This is a genomic window from Sphingomonas sp. Root241, assembly GCF_001428865.1.
Classification (GTDB): domain Bacteria; phylum Pseudomonadota; class Alphaproteobacteria; order Sphingomonadales; family Sphingomonadaceae; genus Sphingomonas.
This window is the reverse complement of sequence record NZ_LMIV01000003.1, coordinates 358,794-383,338: the sequence shown is the minus strand read 5'-3', so window position 1 is coordinate 383,338 and position 24,545 is coordinate 358,794. Positions and strand designations below refer to the sequence as shown.

The 24,545-nt window shown below is 67.5% G+C and carries 25 protein-coding genes; 10 read left to right on the top strand and 15 right to left on the bottom strand.

Annotated elements, in window-relative coordinates; genetic code table 11:
* Positions 1–11: 11 nt before the first annotated feature.
* Positions 12–200: a hypothetical protein gene (locus tag ASE13_RS16930; protein WP_056618774.1), complete on the bottom strand. Its 189-nt coding sequence runs from the start codon at positions 198–200 to the stop codon at positions 12–14.
* Between the two features lie 289 nt (positions 201–489).
* On the opposite strand from ASE13_RS16930, the gene ASE13_RS16925 reads away from it, so the two are divergent.
* A complete protein-coding gene (locus ASE13_RS16925; RefSeq protein ID WP_056619067.1) occupies positions 490–1,884 on the top strand; it encodes a sigma-54-dependent transcriptional regulator in 1,395 nt (464 codons plus the stop codon).
* The gene (locus tag ASE13_RS16920) at positions 1,874–3,196 is read left to right on the top strand and encodes a sensor histidine kinase (RefSeq protein WP_056618770.1); all 1,323 of its coding nucleotides are present in this window, start codon (positions 1,874–1,876) and stop codon (positions 3,194–3,196) included. The genes ASE13_RS16925 and ASE13_RS16920 overlap by 11 nt, the downstream gene beginning before the upstream one ends.
* On the opposite strand, the gene ASE13_RS16915 is transcribed toward ASE13_RS16920, so the two are convergent.
* From ASE13_RS16915 to ASE13_RS16905, 3 genes are read right to left on the bottom strand one after another with little or no spacing between them, the layout of a single operon-like run.
* Positions 3,193–4,065, bottom strand: a complete 873-nt coding sequence (locus ASE13_RS16915) for a general secretion pathway protein GspK (RefSeq protein WP_056618766.1) — start codon at positions 4,063–4,065, stop codon at positions 3,193–3,195. The two genes, ASE13_RS16920 and ASE13_RS16915, sit on opposite strands and share 4 nt — an antisense overlap.
* On the bottom strand, positions 4,062–4,628 hold the full coding sequence (locus ASE13_RS16910) for a type II secretion system protein GspJ (protein WP_268801308.1): 567 nt from the start codon (positions 4,626–4,628) through the stop codon (positions 4,062–4,064). The genes ASE13_RS16915 and ASE13_RS16910 overlap by 4 nt, the downstream gene beginning before the upstream one ends.
* Positions 4,625–5,668, bottom strand: coding sequence for an ABC transporter substrate-binding protein (locus ASE13_RS16905; RefSeq protein ID WP_056618763.1), 1,044 nt, complete (start codon positions 5,666–5,668; stop codon positions 4,625–4,627). Before ASE13_RS16905 ends, ASE13_RS16910 begins: the two co-directional genes overlap by 4 nt.
* A 23-nt stretch (positions 5,669–5,691) precedes the next feature.
* Between ASE13_RS16905 and ASE13_RS16900 the strand changes: the two genes are divergently transcribed.
* Positions 5,692–6,384 (top strand): hypothetical protein, encoded by a 693-nt coding sequence (locus ASE13_RS16900; RefSeq protein ID WP_235537027.1) that lies wholly within the window; start codon positions 5,692–5,694, stop codon positions 6,382–6,384.
* A 33-nt stretch (positions 6,385–6,417) separates the two neighbouring features.
* Here ASE13_RS16900 and ASE13_RS16895 read toward each other — a convergent pair whose 3' ends face one another.
* The 5 genes from ASE13_RS16895 to gspL all read right to left on the bottom strand — a co-directional run bounded on the left by ASE13_RS16895 (position 6,418) and on the right by gspL (position 11,429).
* Positions 6,418–6,864 (bottom strand): hemerythrin domain-containing protein, encoded by a 447-nt coding sequence (locus tag ASE13_RS16895; RefSeq protein ID WP_056618760.1) that lies wholly within the window; start codon positions 6,862–6,864, stop codon positions 6,418–6,420.
* A gap of 113 nt (positions 6,865–6,977) precedes the next feature.
* The gene (locus tag ASE13_RS16890; protein ID WP_056618757.1) at positions 6,978–8,204 is read right to left on the bottom strand and encodes a type II secretion system F family protein; all 1,227 of its coding nucleotides are present in this window, start codon (positions 8,202–8,204) and stop codon (positions 6,978–6,980) included.
* A gap of 161 nt (positions 8,205–8,365) precedes the next feature.
* The gene (gspE, locus tag ASE13_RS16885) at positions 8,366–9,850 is read right to left on the bottom strand and encodes a type II secretion system ATPase GspE (RefSeq protein ID WP_056618754.1); all 1,485 of its coding nucleotides are present in this window, start codon (positions 9,848–9,850) and stop codon (positions 8,366–8,368) included.
* Positions 9,847–10,344, bottom strand: a complete 498-nt coding sequence (gene gspM, locus ASE13_RS16880) for a type II secretion system protein GspM (protein ID WP_056618751.1) — start codon at positions 10,342–10,344, stop codon at positions 9,847–9,849. The genes gspE and gspM overlap by 4 nt, the downstream gene beginning before the upstream one ends.
* Positions 10,341–11,429, bottom strand: a complete 1,089-nt coding sequence (gene gspL / locus ASE13_RS16875) for a type II secretion system protein GspL (RefSeq protein ID WP_235537026.1) — start codon at positions 11,427–11,429, stop codon at positions 10,341–10,343. The genes gspM and gspL overlap by 4 nt, the downstream gene beginning before the upstream one ends.
* Before the next feature lie 66 nt (positions 11,430–11,495).
* Between gspL and gspG the strand changes: the two genes are divergently transcribed.
* From gspG to gspD, 5 genes are all read left to right on the top strand, one after another.
* Positions 11,496–11,984: a type II secretion system major pseudopilin GspG gene (gspG, locus tag ASE13_RS16870; protein ID WP_235537025.1), complete on the top strand. Its 489-nt coding sequence runs from the start codon at positions 11,496–11,498 to the stop codon at positions 11,982–11,984.
* 5 nt (positions 11,985–11,989) lie between these two features.
* Positions 11,990–12,478 (top strand): prepilin-type N-terminal cleavage/methylation domain-containing protein, encoded by a 489-nt coding sequence (locus tag ASE13_RS16865; RefSeq protein WP_235537024.1) that lies wholly within the window; start codon positions 11,990–11,992, stop codon positions 12,476–12,478.
* A gap of 143 nt (positions 12,479–12,621) precedes the next feature.
* Positions 12,622–12,978, top strand: a complete 357-nt coding sequence (gene gspI / locus ASE13_RS16860; protein ID WP_056619052.1) for a type II secretion system minor pseudopilin GspI — start codon at positions 12,622–12,624, stop codon at positions 12,976–12,978.
* Entirely contained in the window at positions 12,975–13,799 is an 825-nt protein-coding gene (locus ASE13_RS16855) for a type II secretion system protein N (RefSeq protein WP_056618744.1), read from the top strand. Before gspI ends, ASE13_RS16855 begins: the two co-directional genes overlap by 4 nt.
* A 10-nt stretch (positions 13,800–13,809) precedes the next feature.
* Positions 13,810–15,876: a type II secretion system secretin GspD gene (gene gspD / locus ASE13_RS16850; RefSeq protein WP_235537023.1), complete on the top strand. Its 2,067-nt coding sequence runs from the start codon at positions 13,810–13,812 to the stop codon at positions 15,874–15,876.
* A 164-nt stretch (positions 15,877–16,040) separates the two neighbouring features.
* Here gspD and ASE13_RS16845 read toward each other — a convergent pair whose 3' ends face one another.
* Genes ASE13_RS16845 through ASE13_RS16835 form a run of 3 tightly spaced genes read right to left on the bottom strand, consistent with a single transcriptional unit; the run spans position 16,041 to position 17,430 of the window.
* Entirely contained in the window at positions 16,041–16,463 is a 423-nt protein-coding gene (locus ASE13_RS16845; protein WP_056618742.1) for a hypothetical protein, read from the bottom strand.
* Positions 16,460–16,918, bottom strand: a complete 459-nt coding sequence (locus tag ASE13_RS16840; protein WP_056618739.1) for a hypothetical protein — start codon at positions 16,916–16,918, stop codon at positions 16,460–16,462. The genes ASE13_RS16845 and ASE13_RS16840 overlap by 4 nt, the downstream gene beginning before the upstream one ends.
* Positions 16,915–17,430 (bottom strand): hypothetical protein, encoded by a 516-nt coding sequence (locus ASE13_RS16835; RefSeq protein WP_056618735.1) that lies wholly within the window; start codon positions 17,428–17,430, stop codon positions 16,915–16,917. Before ASE13_RS16835 ends, ASE13_RS16840 begins: the two co-directional genes overlap by 4 nt.
* 161 nt (positions 17,431–17,591) lie before the next feature.
* Between ASE13_RS16835 and ASE13_RS16830 the strand changes: the two genes are divergently transcribed.
* Both ASE13_RS16830 and ASE13_RS16825 read left to right on the top strand, forming a co-directional pair.
* The gene (locus ASE13_RS16830) at positions 17,592–20,057 is read left to right on the top strand and encodes a PhoX family protein (RefSeq protein WP_056618733.1); all 2,466 of its coding nucleotides are present in this window, start codon (positions 17,592–17,594) and stop codon (positions 20,055–20,057) included.
* Between the two features lie 143 nt (positions 20,058–20,200).
* The gene (locus ASE13_RS16825) at positions 20,201–21,040 is read left to right on the top strand and encodes a hypothetical protein (RefSeq protein ID WP_056618729.1); all 840 of its coding nucleotides are present in this window, start codon (positions 20,201–20,203) and stop codon (positions 21,038–21,040) included.
* Between the two features lie 19 nt (positions 21,041–21,059).
* Here the strand turns inward: ASE13_RS16825 and ASE13_RS16820 are convergent, their stop codons facing one another.
* From ASE13_RS16820 to ASE13_RS16810, 3 genes are all read right to left on the bottom strand, one after another.
* The gene (locus ASE13_RS16820) at positions 21,060–21,425 is read right to left on the bottom strand and encodes a hypothetical protein (RefSeq protein WP_056619046.1); all 366 of its coding nucleotides are present in this window, start codon (positions 21,423–21,425) and stop codon (positions 21,060–21,062) included.
* Positions 21,426–21,528: 103 nt separating this feature from the next.
* Positions 21,529–22,836 carry an amidohydrolase family protein gene (locus tag ASE13_RS16815; protein ID WP_056619044.1) on the bottom strand — a complete coding sequence of 436 codons (1,308 nt, stop codon included), beginning with the start codon at positions 22,834–22,836 and terminating at the stop codon, positions 21,529–21,531.
* Positions 22,836–24,254: an amidohydrolase gene (locus ASE13_RS16810; RefSeq protein ID WP_056618726.1), complete on the bottom strand. Its 1,419-nt coding sequence runs from the start codon at positions 24,252–24,254 to the stop codon at positions 22,836–22,838. Before ASE13_RS16810 ends, ASE13_RS16815 begins: the two co-directional genes overlap by 1 nt.
* Positions 24,255–24,545: the final 291 nt, after the last annotated feature.

Sequence of the window (24,545 nt, the reverse complement as noted above, 5' to 3'; positions counted from 1 at the left end):
TGCGAGATTGATCACAGGATCGCACCCGCACAAGCGTTCGAATTCGGACACTTCTGTCCGAAATCGAACGCCAAGCTGATCGATGCGAAGCCGAGCCGGAGAAGGGCGTGCCCGCTTTGCTCGCGCACCGCGATGTCGAGCGCGGCCTGCGGTCTGCCGCCAAATGCGAGCATGGCGCAGAGGAGCACGGCCAGCAGCACGGCGTTTCCCGCCAATTTTCCGGAAGGTTTCCCAGACACACGCTTGATCCCCGCTCGACATCGTCGGCAGAAGCATGAGCAGGAGCCGTGCCAGTTTCTTTCGTCACCCCCGTGAAAGCGGGGGCCCATCTCCCGCAACTGCCTCAATCACTGCGGGAATTGCATGTGGCTCGTCCGGGAGATGGGCCCTACGCTTTCGCGGGGGTGACGCTTTGGGATCTCGAAACCGATCTTTGGCACGCAAATTGATTGTCCGGTAACGAACAGCCGCTGTACGGGAGTGGACGGCATGGGGAGCGGGCCCGAATTCGATTATTGCGTCGTGATCGACGACGACGACGACATCCTGATGGCGTCGCGGCTGTTGCTGCGCCGGCTGTTCAGCGACGTCGCCACGGTACGCAGTCCCGACGAGGCGTTTCCGCTCATCCAGGCGCGCACGCCCGACGCGGTGCTGCTCGACGCCAATTTCGCGCGCGGCGCGACCGACGCGGCCGAAGGCCTGGCTTGGCTCGAAAAGCTGCTCGGCATGGATCCCGAGATGGTGGTGGTGATGATCACTGCGCATGCCGGGGTGCAGGTCGCGGTGGCGGCGATGAAGCGCGGCGCGACCGATTTCGTCTCCAAGCCCTGGTCCAACGACAAATTGCTCGCGACGGTGCGCACCGCGGCCTCGCTGCGGCGATCGCGCAAGGCTGCGGTGGCCGGCGGAGCGGCGCCGGCCCCGGCTTCATCGGTGGTCGCGGGCTCGGCGCTGCTCGGCCAGTCGCCGGCAATGGCGCGGGTGCACTCGCTCATCTCCCGCGCGGGACCGACCGACGCCAATGTCCTCGTGCTCGGCGAGAACGGCACCGGCAAGGAACTGGTCGCACGCGAGCTCCACCGCCAGTCGCTGCGCGCGAACGAAGTGATGCTGACGGTCGATCTCGGCGCGGTCTCCGAAGACCTGATCGATTCCGAGCTGTTCGGCCATGTGAAGGGCGCCTTCACCGATGCGCGCGCCGATCGCGTCGGGCGCATCCAGGCGGCGGATGGCGGAACCCTGTTCCTCGACGAGATCGGCAATCTGCCGCTGCGGCTCCAGCCCAAATTGCTGACTGTGCTCGAGCAGCGCCAGGTCACCCCAGTCGGCGCCAACAAGCCGGTGCCGGTGAATATCCGCGTGATCGCCGCGACCAATTTGCCGCCCGAAAAGCTGCGCGACGAGAGCCATTTCCGGCAGGATCTGCTGTTCCGGCTCAACACCGTCGAGATCGACCTGCCGCCGCTGCGCGAGCGTCTCGAGGACGTGCCCGAGCTGATCGAGCATTTTATCGATCATTATGCAAAGCGCTACGGCCGCCCTCATCCTCAGTTGAGCGCGGCGGCGCGCACCGCGTTGCTGAGCCATGACTGGCCGGGGAACGTTCGCGCGCTGCGGCATGCGCTCGAACGCGCGGTGATCCTGGCGCGTGACGTGCCGCTGGAGCCCGAGGATTTCGCGCTGGTCTCCGGCGCCCAGCGGATCGCCCCCTCGGCGATCGTCGCGCCCCGGCCGGCGGACGATCTCAACCTCGAACGCGTCGAGCGCCGGCTCGTGGAAGAGGCGCTCAAGAAGCACGGCTACAACATCTCGCTCGCCGCGCACGAGCTGGGACTGTCACGCGCCGCGCTCTATCGGCGAATGGAGAAGCATGGGCTTTGACCGGCGCTTCACGATCGGGCTGATCGCCTGGATCGGGGCGCTGGTGACGGCGCTGCTGGCGTGCATCGCCGCGTTCGCGACCCCAGGCCTGGGCGCGGCGCGGATCGTCGCGCTCGCAATCGCCGCGGCGACCTTCGCAGGACTGTGGCGGCACGTCACGCGCACCAATCGGACGGTCGCGCGCTTCCTCGAAGCGATCAAGTTCGGCGATACCGCGCTCCAGTTCGACACACAGGGCGGTGCCGGCTTCGGCGAACTCGGGGCATCGCTCAACGAAGTGCTGGGTCGTTTCCGGGCCGATCAGGACCGCGTCGCGGGCGAGTTGCGTTATCTCGATGCCCTGGTCGACGACATGCCGGTGGCAGTGTTGACGGTGAGCGCCGGTGGTCATGTAACGCTCGCCAACAAGGCGGCGCGGCGACTGTTCGCCGGCGAGCACGGCACGCTGCCCGAGGACTTCGCCAGCTATGGCGCCACTTTCGCCCGGCGCCTTGCGAACGGCTCGCAAGGCGAAGAGCTATTGATACTCAATATCGCCGGACGACCGCAGCGGATGCTGGTGCGCGCGGCGACACTCGAACGGCTCGGCCAGCGCACCCGCGCGATCAGCGTCCAGCCGATCCAGGGGACGCTCGACGCCGTCGAGATGGCGGCGCAGACCGATCTCGTCCGCGTGCTGACCCACGAGATCCTCAATTCGTTGACGCCGGTGACCTCGCTCGCGTCGACTGCCGCCGATCTGCTCGGCGATCCCGATCTCTCAGCCGACCCTCGCGTGGGCGATGCGCGCGCCGCGGTCGAAACGCTGGCCCGCCGCGCGCAGGGGTTGAGCAACTTCATCGAAGCCTATCGCGCAGTGGCGCAGACACCCCAGATCAAGCGCCAGACCTTCGCGGCGCGCCCCTGGGCGGACGAACTCGCCCGGATCTTCGCGGCAAAGGCGCCGGAAGTGCCGCTCGCGGTCGAAATCGTGCCTGACGGTCTCACGCTCGACGCCGATCCCGATCTGCTCGCGCAGGTAGTGATCAACCTGATGCAGAATGCCGCACAGGCGATGCACGCGGTCGATCAGCCGCGACTGGCGCTGCGCCTGTCCGGTGACAGCAAGGCTACGGTGATCGAAGTCGAAGACAACGGCCCCGGCGTTCCCGAGAGCCTGCGGCAGGATGTATTCCTGCCCTTCTTCACCACGCGCGCCGCGGGCACCGGCGTCGGTCTCAACCTCGCCCGCCAGATCGTGATCGCGCATGGCGGCGCGATCGACGTCACCGACGCGCCGGACGGCGGCGCGCTGTTCCGGATCGTGCTTTAGCCTTTCGCCAGCGCCGGTGCGCCCGGCGGCACCGCGGCGTTGCGCCAGCGTTCGACGGGCACGACTTCGACCGCGCCGTCCGGTGTCCGCCGTCGCTGGATCAGGGTCGCTGCCTGCTGGCTCGTGCTCCCGATTGTCGCGCGGGTGCGTACCCAGAACGTGTTCGAGCGGAACGAGGTGCCCCAGGGCAGCGAGACATTCTGGTCGGCCAGATCCTTGGCGGTGAGGAAACCCTGGCGATCCCGTATCGCGACCAGCCGCTGCGCGATCAGCGGATCGCGGAACAGCAAGGCGAGCATCTCCTGATCTGCCGCGTTGAGGTTGAGCGTGGTGGTTCCCGGCAGGGCAGTCACCAGCTTCTCCAGCCGGTCCGCCACCTTGGGCTCGACACCCGCGAGCCGCAGCGGCCTGAGATCGGTGACCGGCCCCTTCAACCGCACATATTCGATCGCGGCGACGATCTGCTCGGGCTTCAGGCCCACTTCATTGCCGATCGTCTGGAACAGGATCGTCGAAGCGACCTCGCCAGTGCGCACCGAATTGATGTTGAAACGCCCCTCGGCATCGGCGATCGCGAGATCGAAGCTGCCGCCCTCGATCGGCGCGCCGTTCTCCGAGAGCTTCGCCCAGGGCTCGCCGACATGATCGACCTCCGGTGCCTGCTCGGCATCGCGGCGCAATGCCACCACTGCCGAGAGCTCGCCGCCGCGCACGACTGCCAAGGCCCGCGCCGCCTCGCGGGTGCGCAGGCCTCGGTCGAGCGCGAGCTCCTCGCGATTGATCATCAGCAGGACAAGGCCGGCGGCGATCGCGACGAACATCAGCACGTTGACGAGGATCATCCCCTCTTCGTTTTCGCGCGGCCTCATTGCTTCGGCACCTCGGGCCGCACCGGCAGCGCGACTACGCGCCGCAGCGATCCGGGCGTGCCGCCGGGACCCGCCACCTGCATCTCCAGCGCCACCGCACGCGGCCAGCGATCCTTGCTTGCGTCGTTGGCCGGCCAGCGATCGACCCAGCCTCCGTCCCAGAAGCGCCAGCGCGCATTCGCCACACCGGCGAGCACGAGCTGCGGCGCAGGGCCGACGCTGCGGACCAGCGCCCCGCCGACAACGCCATAACGCAGCGGCACCGCAGCGCCGCCCATGCCGGGCGCGGAGCGCGTGAAGGAGAGGTTGGCGCCGCCTCCGGAGATCGGCCCGTCCGCGATCTGCTCGACATCGCTGGAGACGACGAACATCGTCCGCTGGAGATCGGCGAGCCGATCGAACCGCTTCTCGGTACGCCCCTGCACGTTGATGATGCCTTCGACCAGCGCCAACCCGGCGACCGCGATCAGTGCGAACAGCCCAAGCGAGATCATCAACTCGATCAGAGTGAAGCCGGAGTCTTTGTCAGAAGGTCGGTGCGGCGTCCCGCAAAAGGGGTTCACGACCCCGAGCTCACCGCCACCGGTTCGTAGCCGTGCGGACGCGCCACGAGAATTGCGAAATCGCGCGCCACCGATCCATCGGTGCGGAAGCGCACCGGCCCGGTCACGCAGCGGAAGCCCTTGCTGTCGAGCAGCCCCGCGGCGTTCAGCGTATTGGAATTGCGCAATGCATTGGCGATCCCCGCAGCGTCGTAAGCGAGCGCGGTGATCGTGCCGGCATCGCCGCCGTTGCGCGCCGCGAACTCGCTCGCGAAAGTGCCGAACGCCGCCGGATCCGGGCTGGCGATCCACGCGCCGTCGAGCGCTTCCAGCGCCTCGGGCCGGTTGTCGATCCCCTGCAGCGTGCCGAGCAGCTGGATGCCTGTATCCTTGAGACCGCGCGCAGCCGCGAGCACTGCCGGGCCGCTTCCGGGCAGCAACACCGCATCAGGCGCGTCACCCGCCGCCGGCAGCGGCTGCCCCGCCTTCACTTCGAGCACGCGCAGGCGAAGTCCGAGTTCCCCTTCCATCTGTCCCGCGGCCAGCGAAGCCGCGGCGCTCCACGGCGTGCCGTCGTCGATTACCGCCACATTCTTGACGCCGCGCGAGCGGGCGTAGCGCAGGATCGCGCTGGTCAACTGCCGCGCGGTAATCCCGAAGATATAGGTTCCCGGCGCGCGCAGCACCGCATCGTTGCTGAACGCGATGATCGGCAGGCGGCCCGCCACGCTGCTGCTCACCGCCGGAACTTCCTCGGCGGAGAGCGGGCCCAGGATCAAGGCAGGCTTCTGGCGCAGCGCCTGCCCCACCGCGGCGGCCGCTCCCGCGGCGGTTCCGCCGGTGTCGAAGGTCAGGACATATTGGCTGTTTTCCGCGAGCAACGCCGCCTGCCGCATGCTAAGGCCCAGCCGCGCTCGCGGTCCCGTGAGCGGCACCAGCAGGGCGACAGGGCGCTTGTCCTTCTTCTCGGCTGTTGCAAGAGCATGCGAGGGAAGCACGACCGATGCCGCTGACGCGACCAGGCCTGATTGCAGCAACCTCAGCAGGGACCGCCGGTCCATTGCCGACTCCGGATATGGGGGGTGTGGCACGCCGGCGTATTATCGTCTTCGCCGCGATCGGCATAGGGGCGTATCTGCTCGCCTTGATCGTCACTCTGCCTGCCAGCGCGGTGCTCAAGAACCGGCCGTGGCGCACCGGCGTGGCGGGTACGGTATGGAATGGCGAAGTCGGAGTCGCGGGCGGCGCGAAGTTCGAATGGCAGATGGCGCCGCTCCGCTCGCTGACCAGCCTGGCGTACGCCGCCGACTGGAAGGCGACGGGCCCGAACACCGATTTGGGCGGACGCGTGCTGGCGCATTTTGGCGGGCGCACGGTGCTCGACAAGGTCAGCGGATCGGCCGACGGCACCTTGCTTCAGGCGCTCCAGCCCAACCTCCCCTTCACGTGCGACCTGGTGATGCAGGTCGAGATGGAGCGCATCGCGATCGGCGGCGGGGCCCGGATGATCAACGGTAACGCGACGAGCGATCCCGGGAGCTGCCGCCCCAAGAACGCCGGCGCGGCATCGGCGATCCCCGCGCTGTTCCTCACTGCCGAGCATATCGGCAATCGATCGCTGATCCGCGTCGCCCCGATGGCGCAGCGTCGCCGGACGCTGGTGACGTTCGAACTGTCCGAAAGCGGCGCGGTCGACCTGTCGGTCACGCCCGATGGCGCCACGATGATGCCGTTCCTCGGGCTACCGGCGGGCGCGCGGATCCAGGGGCAGATGTAGGTCGCGCGTTTGCGCTACGACCATGGCCGGTGATCAGATGAACTCGACGAACTGCCGTGTTTCAGTCGCGCCCGGCTCGAGATGCTGGATCAAGGGAAACACCACGCGTTCCTCCCATTTGATCCGTTCGATCGACAATGCGAGCTGATCCCGGACCGCCGAGCGGTAACCGGCCCAATCGGCTCGAATTGCAACCGGGTTCCACCTGCCCGTATGCGACGCCAAGGTAAGCTGCAGGTCCATCAGCCCCGCTTTGTAGCGCTTGCCGATTCCCTGCGCGATCACATCGTCCCGCATGCCCAGCGTCCGCTCGACGAACTTGGCCTCGCGAACCAGATGCGTATCGGAACTCGCCGCCAGTTCGACGCGAATCTTGGTCAGAGCCTCGATCGAAGGAGGATTGTCAGGATCGATGATCCTGATGAGCCGATTGGCGAGCGCGACGATCTCGCGATGCTCGGTGTGGAATTGCGTGATCATGAATTTCTCCGGTCAAACCGGCGTAACCTGCCGGCTATCCCCTTGAAATTCCGCTATTAGACGGAGAACCGCATTAACCATTTGTGAGGACCGGAACAGCCGCGGCGATCGGGTCAGAGCGTCACGAGATTGTTGAGGTTAATGATCGGCAGCAGGATCGCGAGCACCATCAGCAGCACCAGCCCGCCCATCACCAGCAGAACCAGCGGCTCGACCAGTGCGACGAGCGTCGAGACCAAGGTATCGAGTTCGCGCTCGAGCTCGTGCGCGGCGCGGCCCAGCGCCGGGGCGAGCCGGCCGCTCGACTCGCCGCTCGCGACGATCGCCACCAGCATCGACGGGAACACTCCCGCCTCCTGCATCGCCGCGCGCAGGGAAATGCCCTCACGCACCCGTTGCGCGACGCCCAGCGCCTTTTCCTGCACCCAGCGATTGGGAGTCACGGCCGCCGCCGCGTGGAGAGCCTCGACCAAAGGCACCGCGCTTCCCACCAAGGTCGCAAGGCTCCCGGCGAAGCGGGCGGCATTGATCTGCCGGCTGAAGCGACGGAACGGGCGGCGTTCGGTGAACATGCGGTGCAACCGCAATCGATTGGCGGGCACGCGCATCCAGCGCGCCGCGAACAGTCCGCCCGCCGCCACTGCGAGCAGCAGGTACAGCCCGAAATTCTGCAGGAACCAGCTGATCGCGATCATCATCCGCGTGAGCAACGGCAGGTCGGCGCCGCGCGAGACGAATACGCGGACGATGTCGGGCACGACATAGACCATCAGCAGCACCATCATCCCGAACGAGACGGCGGCGAGCAGCGCGGGATAGAGCAGCGCCAGCTGGAGCTTCTGGCTATTGGCTTGCCGGTTCTCGACGAATTCGGCCAAGTGATTGAGCACGTCGGGCAACCGCCCTGATGCCTCTCCCGCCGCAACCGAGGCGCGGTAGAATTCGGGGAATGCCTTGGGATGCTGCGCAAGGGCCGTGGCAAAGCTGCGTCCGTCGAGGATCGCACCGCGCACGTCGAGCAACAGCGAACTGACCTGCGTCTGCTCGGATTGGGTGGCGACGAGGCGCAGCGCCTCCTCGATGGCGATATCCGATCCGGCGAGCGTGGCGATCTGGCGCGTGACGGTGGCGAGTGCCTTGGACGAGATGCCCGAACGACGCCACCGCGGCAGTTCGATGCTGCCGAACGACCTGCTCCGCTCCGCGGCCGCCTCCACCGACAGTGGCAGCAACGCCTGCTCGCGCAGCAGAGCGCGGGCCGCGGCGGGGCTCGACGCCTCGATGATGCCTTTCTTGCTGGCGCCGGTGCGATCGGCGGCGCGATAAGAATAGGCCGGCATCTAACCCCTCATCCCGACCGTCACCCCCGCGAAAGCGGGGGCCCATCTCCGGGAAGCTGAGCTGAATACTACAGCGGTGATGTGCGTGGCGTGTGCAGGAGATGGGCCCCCGCTTTCGCGGGGGTGACGAAGAAGGGTGTCGGGGTTATGAAAGTGCAGGATCACGCTTCGTCCCTCACGACGCGCGCGACTTCCTCGACCGTGGTCACGCCGCTGCGCACCTTGGCGAGACCGTCGTCGAGCAGGCTCAGATTGTCCTTCCGGGCACGCGCCTCGAGATCGGCTTCCGAGGCGCCGTCATGGATCATCTTCTGGAGCTGATCGTCGACCGCGACGACTTCGTACAGCCCGGCACGGCCGCGATAGCCCTCCTGATGGCACTCGGCGCAGCCTTCCGCGCGCCACAACGTCTCGCCCGGCCGGATCGCTCCGCCGAGCAGGATCGAATCGGCATCGCGCGCGACATCCTCGCGCCGGCAGCTCGGGCAGAGCTTGCGCACCAGCCGCTGCGCCGCCAGCCCGACCAGCATCGGCGCGAGCAGATAGCGTTCGACGCCCATGTCGATCAGCCGAGTCACCGATCCGATCGCGCTGTTGGTGTGCAAGGTCGAGAGCACGAAATGCCCGGTCATCGACGATCGCACCGCGACCTGCGCGGTCTCCTGGTCGCGGATCTCGCCGACCATGATCACGTCCGGATCCTGCCGCAGGATCGCGCGCAGCCCTCGGGCGAAGGTCAAATCGGTGCGCGGATTGACCTGGGTCTGGCCGATGCCCGGCAGCTCATATTCGATGGGATCTTCCACCGTCATGATGTTGCGCTTGCGATCGTTCAACCGGTTGAGCGCGGCATAGAGCGTCGTGGTCTTGCCCGAGCCGGTGGGGCCGGTGACGAGCAGCATGCCGTGCGGGCGCTCGAGCAGGCGGTTGAACACGGTCCGGTCGCGCGCGCTCATGCCGAGCACTTCCATGTCGAGCCGCAGCGAGCCCTTCTCCAGCAGGCGCATCACCACGCGCTCGCCATGCTGGGTCGGGATGGTCGAGACGCGCGCGTCGACATCGTGTCCGCCGATGCGAAGCGTCACGCGCCCATCCTGCGGCACGCGCCGCTCGGCGATGTCGAGCTTGGCCATCACCTTGATGCGGCTGACCAGCAACGGCGCCAGCGCGCGCGGCGGCTCGATCATGTCGCGCAGCACGCCGTCGACCCTGAAACGGACCACGAGGCGCTTCTCCTGCGTCTCGATATGGACGTCGGAGGCGCCTTCCTTGATCGCTTCGAGCAGCAGCGCATTGATCAGGCGGATCACCGGCGCGTCGTCGCGCGTGTCGAGCAGGTCGTCGACCGAGGCGGCGCTGTCGGCGAGCGCGGCCAAATCCATGTCCCCGAGGTCGAAATCGGCCGCCGCGCCCGCCCCGCCGCTATAGATGGCGCCCAGCGCCGCGTCGAAAGCCTCGTCGCTCACTGCGACATAGCTTGCGCCGGGCGCGACGCGCTGGACCTCCAGCAGGGCGTCGAGGCCGGCGCCGGCACGGTGGACGCACTCCACGCCGGCGGGCCCGGCCCGAAGCAGCACGCCGTTCTTGCGCGCGAAGCTGTAGGGCAAGGTCGCCGGAGCGTCGTCGAGGATCAGCGTCTCGTTCATGCCCCGAAATCAACGCTCGCCGAGACGCGGCCCGGGGTCGGGCGGCGCTGGATCGAGAGGCGCTTGACCCGGAGATCGCTCGACGCGCCGAGATCGGCGAGCCACGCCATCAGCGTGTCGTAGCTCGCATCGGCGATCGCCACGCGGATCCCGCCGGGGATGACTTCCGGAGCGGCCGTCAGCCCGAAGCCGGTCGCGGAGCTGCTGACGATCTGTGCCGGTGCGCCCTGCCGCCGCGCCGGACGTACCGCCGTCAACGTGCCCGCCGCGCGGATGCGGGCGCTGAGCGTCTCATAGGTGCGAATGTCCGCGAGCGCATCGGCGCGCGCCGCCTGGAGCGGCTTGATCACGCCATAGACCAGCACCGCGAACGCGAGCAGCCCGCCGAGTACCGAAACCAGCACGCGCTCACGCCGGCTGAGGCCGCTCCACCAATTGTCGAAGCGGATCAGCGCGGCGTCGAGCGCGGGCACGCGGGCGATGACGACTCTCATGCGTTGCTCGCCGTAATGCGGATGCTGCCGTCGGGCGAGCGGGTTACGCTTCCCGGCACGCGCGACGCGCGCAGCGCCGCGTCGATACGACCGACGAGCCCGGGTTCGGTTCCGTCGAGGTCGAGCGTCAGGGCATTGGCCTGATAATTGATCGCGCGGACGTTGATCGCGCCCGAGAGCGGCCCCAATGCGCCCGATACGCGGGTGAGCAGCGGCAGGAACGTGTCGGGCGGCGCGCTGCCGCCGGCCGGCAACAGATCGGCGACGCTCGCGGCGAGATCGCCGCCGAGATTGGCGCCCGGCGCGGCAATGGCGGCGAGCGCGCGCGTATCGGCTTCGCGACGGTCGGCGATCGTCCGCAGCATGACCGTGTCGGCAGTGGCGATCACGACATGCGCCGCCGCACCCAGCGCCACGATCCAGCCGAGGCGGCGCCAGACATTGGTCAAAGCCGCACGGCGGCGGGCGTAAATGCCTTGGCGCAAGTCGAAACCGGAATAGGCGGCGTTGCTCGGCGTATCGGTAGCGCCCTCTCCACCCCACATCTCTTCAGGAAGTGGCAGTCCCAAGGCGATAGCGGGCGGTTTGCCAGCTGCGTCCCACGCCGTTTGCAACAATTTGGTCGGGATAGCCGGTATGGCAAAGCCGGTTCCATCGCCCGCCCGAACAATCGCCCGATCCGAGTCGAGCAGCACTGCCCAAAGTCCCTCATCCGGCCGGCGCAGCCCGAACACATCGGGTACGATCGCTGCGTGACCTAGCCCCGCTTCCTCCACAATCGCAACCCAGCGCGCCATAACCTCATGCTTGACCACCGCCACTAGGTAACGACCCGGCGCGACTTCCTCACCAAGCACGATGTGAACCGAGTCGACAGGCTCGGCGATGCGGTCTTCGATCGCGAACGGCAGGGCCTGCAGGCGCTTGGTGCGGCTCGGCAACGGCAAATCCACCGCCAGCAACCGCACCTGCTCGCTCGGCACCAGCACGGTTGCAGGCAGGCCCACCTCCGCTATGATCAGCCGACCGCCCGCCAGCGTCCAGACACCCGCGGCGAGCGGTTCCGACGCGTCGGGCGCTCCCAAGGCACGAGCGGAGGCTGTCACATTTGCTTCATGGGAAGGACGCATGGGGCGGGGATGCGCATAGTTTTGAAACAGTTTAGTGACATCGCACTGCTTAGGCAGAACAGCAAGCGCCGCACAATCCCGAAGGACGCCCCCGGCGCAAAGGGCGAGCAGGGCTTCACGCTCCTCGAGATGATGATCGTGCTGGTGATCATCGCCGTGATCGCCGGCCTGATCACCGTCAACGTGATGGGGCGGCCCGACGAAGCCCGGGCGACCACCACCCGGTCCAACATCACCAGCATCAATGCCGCGCTCAAGATGTACCGCCTCGACAACGGCACCTACCCGACCTCGGAACAGGGGCTGAAGGCTCTGGTCGAGAAGCCGACGACGGCGCCGGTTCCGGGCAGCTGGGCACAAGGCGGCTATCTTTCGGCGCCGCCGCTCGATGCGTGGCAGAAGCCTTATGAATATCAATCCGACGGGATGAGCTTCACGATCCGTTCGCTCGGGCGCGACGGCAAGCCGGGCGGCGAAGGCGTCGACGCCGATATCGACGGCAAGGGCTGACGCGCGTGCGGGGGGAGCAGCGGGCCGACGATCGTACCGACGCGGGCTTCACTCTGCTCGAAATGATGATCGTGCTCGTCATCATCGCGGTGATGGCGGGCGCAGTGACGCTCGGCATCGGCAGCGTCACCCGCGCGCCGAGCGTCGAGACCGAGGCCCGCCGCCTCGCGACCCGCCTCCAGGCCGCCGCCGACGACGCGATGCTCGGCGACCGGATGATGGCCTTCACGGTCGAGAAGCACGGCTATGGCTTCGCGACGATCGGCGCCAATGGCCAGATGATCGCGCGAAGCGACGATGCATTCGGGTTTCACCGTTTGCCGGGCGGCATGGTGGTGACGCTCAGCGTGCGGCCACCGGTGATCCTCGGCGTCGACGGCGCGGGACGGCCGATGTCGGCCACGGTCGAGAGCGGATCGCAGCGCTGGCTGGTGACGTATGACGGCCTGACCGCGCAAGCGGCGCCCGCGCCGGCGCCGGCGCCGAAGGCGTGATGCGCGACACTCCTATTTCTCGTCATGCCGGACTTGTTCCGGCATCCACCGCGCCTGTGCATGCTGGCTGTGAGGCTCCTGCTGGAACCGCGCTGTTGTCGCTGGCCGCCCGGTGGACCCCGGAACAAGTCCGGGGTGACGAAGTGGGCACGGAGGCCGGCTTCTCCCTCATCGAGGCACTCGTCGCACTCGCAGTGCTCGCCATCGCTGCCGTCGGCCTGATGCGCACCGTCGAATCGCACATAGACTCCACCCGCGGCCTCGAACGACGCACCGCGGCGATGTGGGTGGCAGAGAACCGGCTCGCCGAACTGGAAGCGAAGGCGCCTGCCGCCAACACCGATCAGGTCGAGATGCTCGGCCAGCTATGGCGCGTCGCGGTCGCGCGCAGCGGCACCGACGATCCCGAAATCCAGCGCGTGCGGATCGACGTATTCCCGGCGCAGGACAGCGTCCCCCTTGCATCGCTCGACGGCTTCGTGGACGGACGGAGGGGATGAGCCCTGCCCTTTCCCTCACGCCGCGCCAAGCGCGCTCTGCGCTCGACATCCTCACCGGGCTCGTCGTGATCTCGGTGGCGTTCGCGCTCGCCGGGCTGACCTGGCGGCTGGCGGGGCATGCCGGCACCGGCGCGATCACCGTGCCTTCGGGCCGCAGCGGGCCGGCCGTGGCGCCGGACATCGCGCCCGCGATCGCGCTCGCGCCGTTCGGCAAGGGCGCGGCGGCCGATGCCTCGCAGGCGACCAGCCTGCCGCTCGAGCTCAAGGGCGTGATCGCCGCGACCCCCGCCTCGCTCTCTACCGCATTCATCGCGGTGAGCGGCGCGGCAGCGGCGCCCTTCCATGTCGGCGAGGTGGTGAGCGGCGCGACCATCCAGTCGATCCTGCGCGACCGCATCATCCTCGCGATCGGCGGGCGCACCGAATATCTCGCTTTCCCAGACCCGACGCTGTCGCCCGAGCAGCGTCAGGCCGCGCAGAACGAGGCGGCGCAGAACCAGGCGGCGCAGACGACGCCCCAGCCGGGTGCGCCGGCTAACGGGGCTGGTGCGCCCCCCCCTCCCGCCGCCCCGCCCGCGGCAGCTGCCGCCGGTTTGCTCCAGCGTTTCGACGCGACTCCGGTCAGCGGCGGCTTTCGCATCGGCGATAACGGCCCGCCCGGAATGGTCGCGGGCGACGTGATCCAATCGGTCAACGGCACTTCGCTCGGCGATCCCAACGCCGCCAACGCCGCATTCGCGTCCGCCCAGACCAGCGGCACCGCCCAGATCCAGATCCTCCGCGACGGAAAGCGCCTCACGCTTACCGTGCCGCTCCGATAAAGAGACACTAGTGCACAAGATTCGCTCCACCCTCGCCGCCCTCGCGCTCGCCGGCATCGCGCTGGACAGTGTCGCCGTCGCGCAGAATGCTGCCGAGCAGGACCAGCCGGGCGACATCGTGATCAACATGCGCGGAGTCGAGATCGCCGACGTCGCCGACCAGATCTCGCGCATCACCGGCCGCACGCTGATCCTCGATCCCGCGGTCAAGGGCGTGGTCACGGTCACCTCCGCGACGCCGCTCTCGCCTTCGGGAGTGTGGGAACTGTTCCAGTCGGTGCTGCGCGCCAACGGCTTCTCGGCAGTGCGTTCGGGCCGGGCATGGCGCATCGTCCCCGCGGCCAATGCCGTGCGCGACGGCGGTGTACCCAGCCGGGCAGCGGGCGGGCAGGAACTGGTGACGCGGATGGTCCGCCTCGCCAACGTTCCCTCCGCCGATGTCGCGCGCGTCGTCCGTCCATTGGTCGCGACCTTCGGCAGTGTCGAGCCGCTGACCAGCCCCAACGCGATCGTCATCACCGATTATGCCGACAATGTCCGCCGCGTCGAGGCGATCGCCCACCAGCTGGACGGCGGCAGCGGCGCGACCTTCGCGACGATCACGCTGCGCAATGGCAATGCCGCCGACGTCGCCCAGTCGCTCCAGACCGTGCTGGGCGATCAGCAGGGCGGCACCGGCGCGCGCGTCGCCGCCGATGGCCGCAGCAACACGGTGATCATCCGCGGCACCCCCGCCGCGGTCGCCGAGGCGCGTCGAATCGCAGCCTCGCTCGATCAGCCCGGCGGCGCGACGCCGATCACGCGCATGTTCCGGCTGAATTATGCCGATGCCGAGACCGTGACCGAAGTGCTCCGCGGCGTGCTCGGCCAGGGCGAGAGCACCGACAATCCGGTCGCGCGAAGCCTGTCAGGCTCCAACAGCAATCCCTTCGCGCGGCTGAGCGGATCGCCGAACATCTCCGCGCTTTCCAACAGCGCGGCCTCGACCGGCGGCGGACTGGGCAATGCGATGCAGGCGGCGAACGCGGCCACGCAGCCGGTGATGGAGAACAAGCCCGCGGAGACGCCGCGGGGCTTTTCCACGCCCGATCTGACCGTCCAGCCCGCGCCCGAGCTCAATGCGGTGGTGGTGCGCGGTACCCCGAGCGCGATCGCATCGATCGAGCAGCTGATCACCGATCTCGACGTGCGGCGCCCGCAGGTGCTGATCGAGGCGGCGATCGCCGAGATCACCGGCGACGACGCCGAGGCGCTGGGCGTCCAGCTGGGCACCAGCGGCGCGGCGCTCCAGCCGCAGGGCGTGGGCACGTCGTTCGATCAGGCGGGCACGTCGCTCGGCTCGATCCTCAAGGCGCTCAACGTTCCCGCGGGCGCGCTGATCAGCAACGGGCTGACCGGCAATATCCGCATCGGCGACGATTTCTCGATCCTCGTCCAGGCGCTGGGCACGTCGACGCGCGCCAATCTGCTTTCGACGCCGCAGATCACGGTGCTCGACAATGTCGCGGGCGAGTTCGTCTCGGGCCAGAATGTGCCCTTCGTCACCGGTTCGGTGCTGACCGATTCGACCTCGGTCGCGCCCTATACGACGATCGAGCGCAAGGACGTGGGCATCACCCTGCGCGTGCTGCCGCGGATCAACGCGGGCGACACGATCCGGCTGCAAGTCAACCAGGAGGCATCGTCGATCGCCGAGGCGCAGACCCAGGCGGCGTCCGACCTCGTCACCAATCGCCGCGCGATCAACACCACGGTGCTCGCCGACAACGGCCAGACGATCGTGCTCGGCGGGCTGATCACCGACGACCGGCAGGATTCGCGCCAGCAGGTGCCGATCCTCGGCGACATCCCGATCGTCGGCGAGCTGTTCAAGAGCCGCCGCGAGAGCCGGCAGAAGCGCACCCTGTTCATCTTCCTCAAGCCGACGATCCTGCGCGATCCCGCGGACGCGGCGGCGGCGGCGAAGGACAAATATGCGCGGCTGCGCTCGGAAGAAATCGCCAGCACGCGGCGCTCCAGCCTGTTGCTCGCTCCCCCGACGCCGCGGCTGACGGTCGAGATCGACGGGATTTATTGAGGTCCAGCTATTCCCCTCCCTTTTAGGGAGGGGTTAGGGGTGGGTAAGAAGAGGTCGGGCTCGATGCCCGGCCTTTTCTTTTTGTCGAGACGCTGTGGAAGGGCTCGCCTTCGGCTCGCACCCACCCCCGGCCCCTCCCTTGCAGGGAGGGGAGTAAGAGAGGTTTATCCCACAGGCAAAGGCACGCGGACGCGCTGTGCGCCGCGTGTGAAGAAGGCGGCGTCGATCGCGAGGCTGGCGAGCTGCCAGCCATCGACGCTCTCTCCCACTTTCAACGCGCGCGTGGCGCCGTCGGCAGTGCGGACCAGCGCCACCGCATCCTCGCCGAGACGACCGACGATCCCGATCAACGCGGGCGCATCGGCGGGCAGCGCAGCGTCCTCGGCCGGCGCGGGGGCCGCGAACAGCGGGCGCTCGAACGCCGCCGCGAGCAGTGGCGAGGGGCTCTCCGACAAAGGCGTGGGTATCGGTCGCGGCGCTTCGGGCGAAGTGGAGGGACCGACCCTGCCCGTCAGCAACAGCAGCGGCATCAGCACCGCGAACCCGCCGGCGAGCCCGACGACGATCCTGTCGCGACGCGTGGTCATCGCGCCGCCACCGCTTCGGCGGTGAGCCGCACACCACCCGCAATCGGCTCGAGCGTCCAGCTTCGAAAGCGCATCACCGGCCGCTCGCGCTCGAACGCATCGGCAAGCGCGAGTACCGCCTTCTCCGCACCCGACGCGCGCACTCGCAGCGCCACCAGCCCCTCGGGTGCGTCCGCCGCGCTGGTTTCCTCGACGAGCACGCCGCCGGCCTTCGCCAGCCGCTGAATGCGCGCCATCATCGCCGCCCGCCCGGCCGCGGCATCCATGGCGTCGAGCGCGCTCCCCCTGGCCAGGATCGGAGCCTGTCGTGCGGGCAGCGCCGCGGCCTGCACGATCCGGGCGTGCTGCGCCCGCTCCACCGCGAGATCGCCCAGCGCAGCACCCGTGAACGGCGACAGCGCGAGCAGGCCGATCAGGCCGGCGCCGATCCCGAACAGGAGCGGAGACGGCCTCATTCCGTCGTGCCTTCGAGAAGCACGATCATCGCGGCATCGGCCTGTCGCTGGCCGGTATTGCGCAACCGGGTGAATGCAGGAGCCCGACGCAGTGCGGCGCGCAGCCTGTCGGGATCGGCGGTGGCTATCTCGAGCGCGAGCCGGCCCTGCGCATTGCGTTCGGCGCGAACCAGGGTCGCGTCCGCCGGGAGCGCCCGCGCGAGCGCCTCCACCGTGGCGCCCAGGGTTCGGCGCCCAAGTATCGCACCTAGTTGCGATCGCGCCTCGATCGCCGCTTCGGCGGCGGCGATGCGCGGGGCGGCTTCGGCTTCGATCCGGGTGGCGGTCGTGCGCTGCCGCTCGGCGAGCAGGCGCGCGCCACCGATCGTGAGCAGCGGCCCGGCGAGGAGCAACAGCGCCACCACCATCGCCACCCTGCCCTCGGGCCATTTGCCCACGCCGCCGGCCGGCGCGCGGCGCGCGAAGGCCGATAGGCGCTGGGCTAGGCTCGGCATGGGCTTGGGATCCTGCATCGCCTGCCGATTAGCCGTTGGCGACGCTCAGGGCAAAGCGTCACAATCGCGTCCGCAAAGAGTCATCGCCCCGCCACGCCGCTTCCATCAAGCCGTAAGGCCGCCCTTCCAAAGGCAGGGAGAACCGGGTCACACCTGATCCGGGTGCCTGGGGGTTTTCCATGAACGATCTGACGCCCGCGTCCTTCGGTTACACCGATGGTGACACCGACACCAACCGCACCGACACCGTCACTCTGAATGAACTCGCGGCGCAGCGCCTTTCGCGCCGCCAGACGCTGCGCGGCGGCTCGGCGATCCTCGCCGCAACGCTCGGCGGTTCCGTGCTTTCCGCCTGCGATTCCGCGGATGCGAAAAGCGATCCCGCGCCGACGGTGAGCGCCGGTGCAGCCGCGACGGCGAACACCGGCCGGGTGGTTACCCTTACCGGTACCGCGAGCGGCGCCACCGCCTACGCCTGGACTCAGACCGGCGGTCCGGCAGTGACGCTGAACGGCGCAGGCGGCGCGACCGCGACCTTCCTGGCGCCGAGTGTGGCGAGCGCGACGGTGCTGACCTTCCAGTTCGCTGCCGCGACCGGAGCCACCGCGGTGACGGCGACGACCACCGTCACCGTCAATCCCGCTGAGCTCGGCTTCACCGCCATCGCCAAGAACAAGCTCGACGTCGTCAGCGTACCCGCGGGCTACAAGGTGCAGGTGATCAACCGCACCGGCGATCCGATCGCCGCGGGCGTACCGGCCTACAAGAATGACGGCACCGACACCAATTTCGCCCAGCGCATCGGCGATCATGGCGACGCGCTCTACTGGTACGGCCTCGCCGCCACCGGCACCGCACGCGATGAGACCAGCTCGACCCGCGGCCTGCTCGTGCAGAACCACGAGAACATCAACCAGCAGTACCTCCACCCCGCAGGGGCGACCAACGTGGGCGGCGTGCGCCCCGAGGCCGAGGCGCTGAAGGAGATCGAGAATCACGGCGTCAGCGTCACCGAAGCGGTCGAAGGCGCCAATCGCGCGTGGAGCGTGGTCCAGAACAGCAGCCTGAACCGCCGCATCACGCCCAACACGCCGATGACCTTCAGCGGTCCGGCGCGGGGTTCGGACCTGCTCAAGACGGTCTTCTCGACCGCCGGCACCGACGGCCGCGGCACGATCAACAACTGTGCCAACGGCACCACGCCCTGGGGCACCGCACTGACCTGCGAGGAAAATTGGGCGGGCTATTTCCGCCGCAGCGGCGACAATGCGGCGCGCACCGCCAAGGAACTGACGGCGCTCAGCCGCTACGGCGTGACGAGCTCCACCGGCAACTTCGGATGGTCGACCGTGACTGCGGCCGACACCGCCAACACGACCTTCCGCCGCTGGGATGCGCGGGCGACGGGCGCATCGGCCACCGCCGACTTCCGCAACGAGCCCAACCAGCTCGGCTGGGTCGTCGAGATCGATCCCTACGCTCCCACGTCGGTGCCGAAGAAGCGCACCGCCCTCGGCCGGCTCGGCCATGAAGGCTGCTGGCCGGGCGCGTTCGTCGCCGGCCGCAAGCCGGCCTGGTACATGGGCGACGATTCGCGGCGCGAATATCTCTACAAGTTCGTCTCGGCCACTGCCTGGGTGGCGGCCGATGCGACCGCGACCAACCGGCTCGCAACCGGCGACAAATATATGGACTCCGGTACGCTCTACGTGGCGAAGTTCAACGCCGACGGCACCGGCACATGGCTGCCATTGGTGTTCGGTCAGAACGGCATCACCTCAGCCGCGGCCACTTATCCCTTCGCCGATCAGGCCGACGTCCTCGTCAATGCGCGCCTCGCCGCCGACGTGGTCGGAGCGACGCCGATGGACCGCCCCGAATGGACCGCGGTGAACCCCGTCACCGGCGAAGTCTATCTCACCCTCACCAACAACAATGCCGCGTTGCGCCCGCTGGGCGGCACCGATGCCGCGAACCCGCGCCACTACAACGACCCGTTCGGCCCGACCAACACCGCGCAGTTCGGGAATCCGAACGGCCATATCATCCGGTTGCGCGAAGCTGGCGACACCACTGAAGCGACCACCTTCACCTGGGACATCTATCTGTTCGGTGCGGGGGCGGATCTCGACCCGGCAAATGTCAACATCTCCGGGCTGACCGCCGACAATGACTTCTCGAGCCCCGACGGGCTCTGGTTCAGCCGGACGAGCAACGCCGCGGGACAGAACAAGCCGCTGCTGTGGATCGAGACCGACGACGGCGCCTATACCGACGTGACCAATTGCATGCTGCTCGCGGCGCTGCCCGGCAAGGTGGGCGACGGCGGCGCGCGCACGATCACCAACACCGGCACAGGCGGCGTGACTGCAACTCAGGCGACCCGCGTCGGCGCGGCGCCGGGCGCCAATCTCAAGCGCTTCCTCGTCGGCCCGGTCGAATGCGAGATCACCGGGATCGATACCACGCCCGACGGCCGCACCCTGTTCGTCGGCATCCAGCATCCGGGCGAAGGCGGCACGCCGGCCGCCCCGACCAGCCACTGGCCCGACAGCCAGGCAACCGGCACCGCCGGCGCCACCGTGCGCCCGCGCTCGGCCGTGGTGGTGATCACCAAGGATGACGGTGGCGTGGTCGATCTCTGAACGTTCCGGCCCACCCTTCGGCCCTACTTGGGGGAGGTTCCGCAAGGAGCCTCCCCCTTTTCTTTCGATGTTTTAATATTTCGCGTACTCAGCGCGGTGGCGAGAGGCATGATGTCATCCCGCCGACTATGAGATATTTCGATATGCTCGAACTACCGCCGCTCGAATTTGTGTCCGTGGTTGTCGAAATCAGGCGTCTGGCGACCGTGTTGGCGAACTTCCAGTCTGACGCAGCGGAGCTTGCTAGGCCCGATGTCAAAGATCGGATGGCGGGCACGATTGATACTATGCGAGAACATCTCGCGACCATCGCGGCTCAATCTGCATGGGTGGCTGCTAACCGCCTCCACACACAATTGGTCGAGGCTGACAGAAGCCTTTCATACGGCGACATTCATAAGCAAATTGAAGACATAGAGCGTCGGTTCGCGGACCATTTAGGGTTTATCCGACTTTTTGTGGTCCGCCCGGAACAGCTTTCGTTACTGGGAACTGCCGTTGAACTGCTCGGAGAGCCCACCGCGAGCCGGTTCACGAGCTTATGGTTTGACTGCGAGGAAGCAGCAAAATGCGTTCTCGTGCTACGGCCAACCGCTGCGGTTTTCCACGCTATGCGAATGCTCGAAATCGGCATTCGAGCATTCGCGACCCGCCTTGGCATCCCCGACCCAGTAAAGCCGGCGGAGCGGAATTGGGGTGTCTTCCTGAGATCCATAAAACTTAAAATAGACACCGATTTTCCGGCTTCGAAACGGCTCCCGGGCGGCGAAGGCGCCTTCCTTGAGGCGCTTTATGCCACCCTGGATGCCGTCAAGAATCCATGGCGCAACGAAGTGATGCACGTGGAAGGAGTCTATACCGACGCCGAAGCTGGCTTTATTGTACTTTGCACTCTGAAATTCATTCAGAAGATGGCTACCAGCTTCGATGAGCACGGCGATCTCGTAGAGCCGCCAGCGATGTTGGCACCTAGCAGCGCGTAGTTCCTCTTATTCGCGTCGCTTACCGATCCGACCGGCTGACGATGTTGGCGGTGCCATCCGGCGTGATGCCGATCATGTACGCGGTCTTGTCCGAGCAGTTTACGCGCCACAGCGGTTTGCCGTCCTGATCGGGAAGGCGTTCGGACGAGGTCACGTGCTGACATCCGATCCCAGCGTCCATCAGCGCGCGGATGAAGACGACGTTGCGCTGGCGATCGGACATGCCGAGCACAGCGGCGAGCGCGTTGCCCGGTGCGGCTTCGTTGCCGACGGCATTGGCCTCGACATCGGCATTGTCGGCCGTAACCGTATTCGCCGGCCCGGTCGGTCCGCATCCTGCGAGCGCCAGCGCCGCGAGCGCCGGCAAGGCAATGCGCTTGATCATCTGCACTCTCCCGTCCGCCGGCTGCCGAGGCGGCGCCGGTCAAAGCTCTGCGGTTGCAGCGCCAATGCCGCACCTGTCGTGAAGGTTCCGGGGCGAACGCCCGTCAGTGCTGGTACGCCTTGGGGAGCGGACCTTCCTTCGGATCCCAATAGCGTTCGCGCAGCCGGGTCTGGCGGCTGGTCATCGGCTGCTCGACGCCGTCGATGAACACGTTCACCGCCGAAGTGCCGATCTCCAGCGGATCGCCGTCCCAGATCACGATATCGCCGCGCCGGCCGGGCTTCAGCGACCCCAGTTCGTCGCCGAGGCCCAACGCCTCCGCCGGCCGCGAAGTGATCGTCGCGAACGCCTCGCCCCAATTGAGCCCGCTCGCGCCGGGAATGCGGCCGAGCGCCACGAGATTGCCCGCGAACTGCTTTTCCCAGCGCGCCTGACGCGCTTCGTCCTGATTGATCGTGCCGATCCCTACGAGCACACCCGCCGCCTTCATCCGGCCGATATTCGACTGAGTCGCTGCGAGTTGCTCAAAGCTCTCCGGCAGATCGACCAGCGCCGAAGCGATCACGGGGACGCCCGCCGCGGCGATTTCGCGCGCGACGGTCCAGCCCTCGCTGACGCCGACGAGCACCAGCCGGAGCGTGGGCACTTCGCGCTTCAGCCCGAGGATCGTCTGGATGTCGGAAGCACGCTCGACATGGACAAGCAGCGGCACGCGGCCCTGCACCACCGGCACCAGCGCCTCGGCATCGGCGCGCGTCAGCAGCGCGTCCTTGCCGCGATCGTTGAAGCTGGCGGGACTGCGGACATAGTCGCGCACTTCGAACAATGCGTTCTTGAGCATCGCATAGGCCGCGGGGCGACTGCCGCCTGCGGCGCGCGCGCCCGCTTCGCCATATTCCATGAACTGGAAGGCGCGCGGCTTGGCGACCGGGTCCATATCGGCACCGAGGTCGATCACCGCCCCCTGCCCCGCGAAGATCGACCCCTTGCTGTTGTCGGGCGCCACGACCGCGCGAGTCACGCCTTCGAGGCGGTTTATCGCGATCGGGCTGCTCTTAGGGTTGACCGCCGGCGTGACATCGAGCGCCGCATTGAAGGGCGAGGTTCCCCCCGACGTGTCGTTGGTGCCGTCGACCGCGTCGACCTCGACGATGCCCATCCGGGTGAAGCCGGCGAAGATGCCCGGAGTCACCCAACGGCCACCCGCATCGACGACGCGTGCGCCCGCGGGCGCGGCCACGCCGGCGCCGGCGGCGACGACGCGGCCGTCGCGGATCACGACGGTGCCGCCTTCGGATGGCCCCGAACCGTCTCCGATCACGAGTTTGGCGTTGGTGATCGCCACGGTCTGCGCGGCGGCGGGAGCGGCAAGTGCGAGCGTGGCGCCCGCGCAAAGAAGCAGCGTCCTGATCACTTCACATCCCCCTCGCCCGGCTGGCCCAGTTCGAAATCGGAAACCGGCCGCAGCTTCGGATTGTTCGCGTCATAGAGCAAAGCGCCGTCGACCCAGACCATTTGCGGCCGGGTGTAGACGCTGAACGGATTGCCGTTCCACAGCACGACATCGGCCATCTTGCCGGGCTTGAGGCTGCCGGTCCTGTCGGCGATACCAAGCGCCTTGGCGGGGTTGATCGCCAGCCACCGCCAGGCGGCGGCTTCCGATATGTCGAAGCCGGCCTTCCTGCCCGATGCGCGCGCCTTGGCCACTTCCTGGTTGAGGCGCTGGATGCCGTTGCCGTCGTCCGAATGGATCATCGCGCAGGCGCCTTCCTTTTCGAGGATGGCGAGGTTCTCGGGCACCGCGTCATACGCTTCCATCTTGAAGCCGTACCAATCGGCCCAGACCGCGGCGCAGGTGTTGTTGGCCTTGAGAAGGTCGGCGATCTTGTAGGCTTCGACCGCGTGGTGGAACGCCGCCACATGATAGCCGAACTCCTTCGCCATATCCATGACGACAGCCATCTCGTCGGCGCGGTAGCAATGGTTCTGGACGAGGATCTCGCCCTCGAGCACGCCGCGCAAGGTATCCATGGCGAGGTCGCGGGTCGGCGCCTCGCCGCCTTTGTCCTCATATTTGTCCCAGCGGCGCTTATACTCGACCGCCTTGGCCCAGGTCGCGCGATCCACTGCGATGTTGCCCATCCGCGTGGAGGGGGCGCGTCCCTTTCCGCCGTAGACGCGCTTCGGGTTCTCACCGCACGCCATCTTCAGGCCGTAGGGCGCGCCGGGAAACTTCATCCCCTGCATCGTCCGGGCATAGACGTTCTTCACCGTCACCGACCGGCCGCCGAACAGATTGGCCGAACCGGGGAGGATCTGCAGCGTCGTCACGCCGCCATTGGCGAGCGCGCGGCCGAAGCCGGGGTCCTGCGGCCAAACGCTATGCTCGGCCCACACCTCGGGCGTGACCGGCGAGGTCATCTCGTTTCCGTCCGAATTCGCTTCGACGCCCGGCGAAGGATAGTCGCCGAGGTGGCTGTGGATGTCGATCACGCCGGGAGTCAGATATTTGCCGCGGCCGTCGATCACGGTCGCGTCCGATCCTGCATTCACCGTCTGCCCCACTTCGATGATCTTGCCGTCGCGGAAGAGCACCGAACCATTGTCGATTCGCCCGCCCTCGCCGTCGAAGATGGTGACGTTGGTCACCAGCGTCGGTGCGCCCGGATAGGCGTGATAGGTGGAAGGAAACGGATCGTGCGAATAGCCCCTGCCCTTGCCCGGCCCGGAAGTAGCTGGCTCGGCGGAACTGCTCTGCGGCCTGCTGCCGCTTTCGGCGCAGCCAGCCAGCGCCAGGACGGCACCGAGGATCAAGACCGGTCGAAACAAGCGCGACTCCTTCCCTGTTCGTTGCGCTCGCGGCGCGACGCTTTGATCGTGGCAAACGCCAGTTTTGGCAAGCGCGGCCTGATTGTTGAAATTTCACGGAAAATCATATGCCGACAAGAATGCCCACATCGGATGTTAGGAGCTTTCCACAAAGAATTAATCGGTGTTAAGGCAAGGGTACTTCGCTTTACCCTGTACAGGGGGCAGGTATTTTGCGAGTCAGTAACCGTCCCGGTGCGTCGGCCGAAGGGCTGCCACCTCCGGCAAGAAATGTCGCGGCAGGCCTTGTTG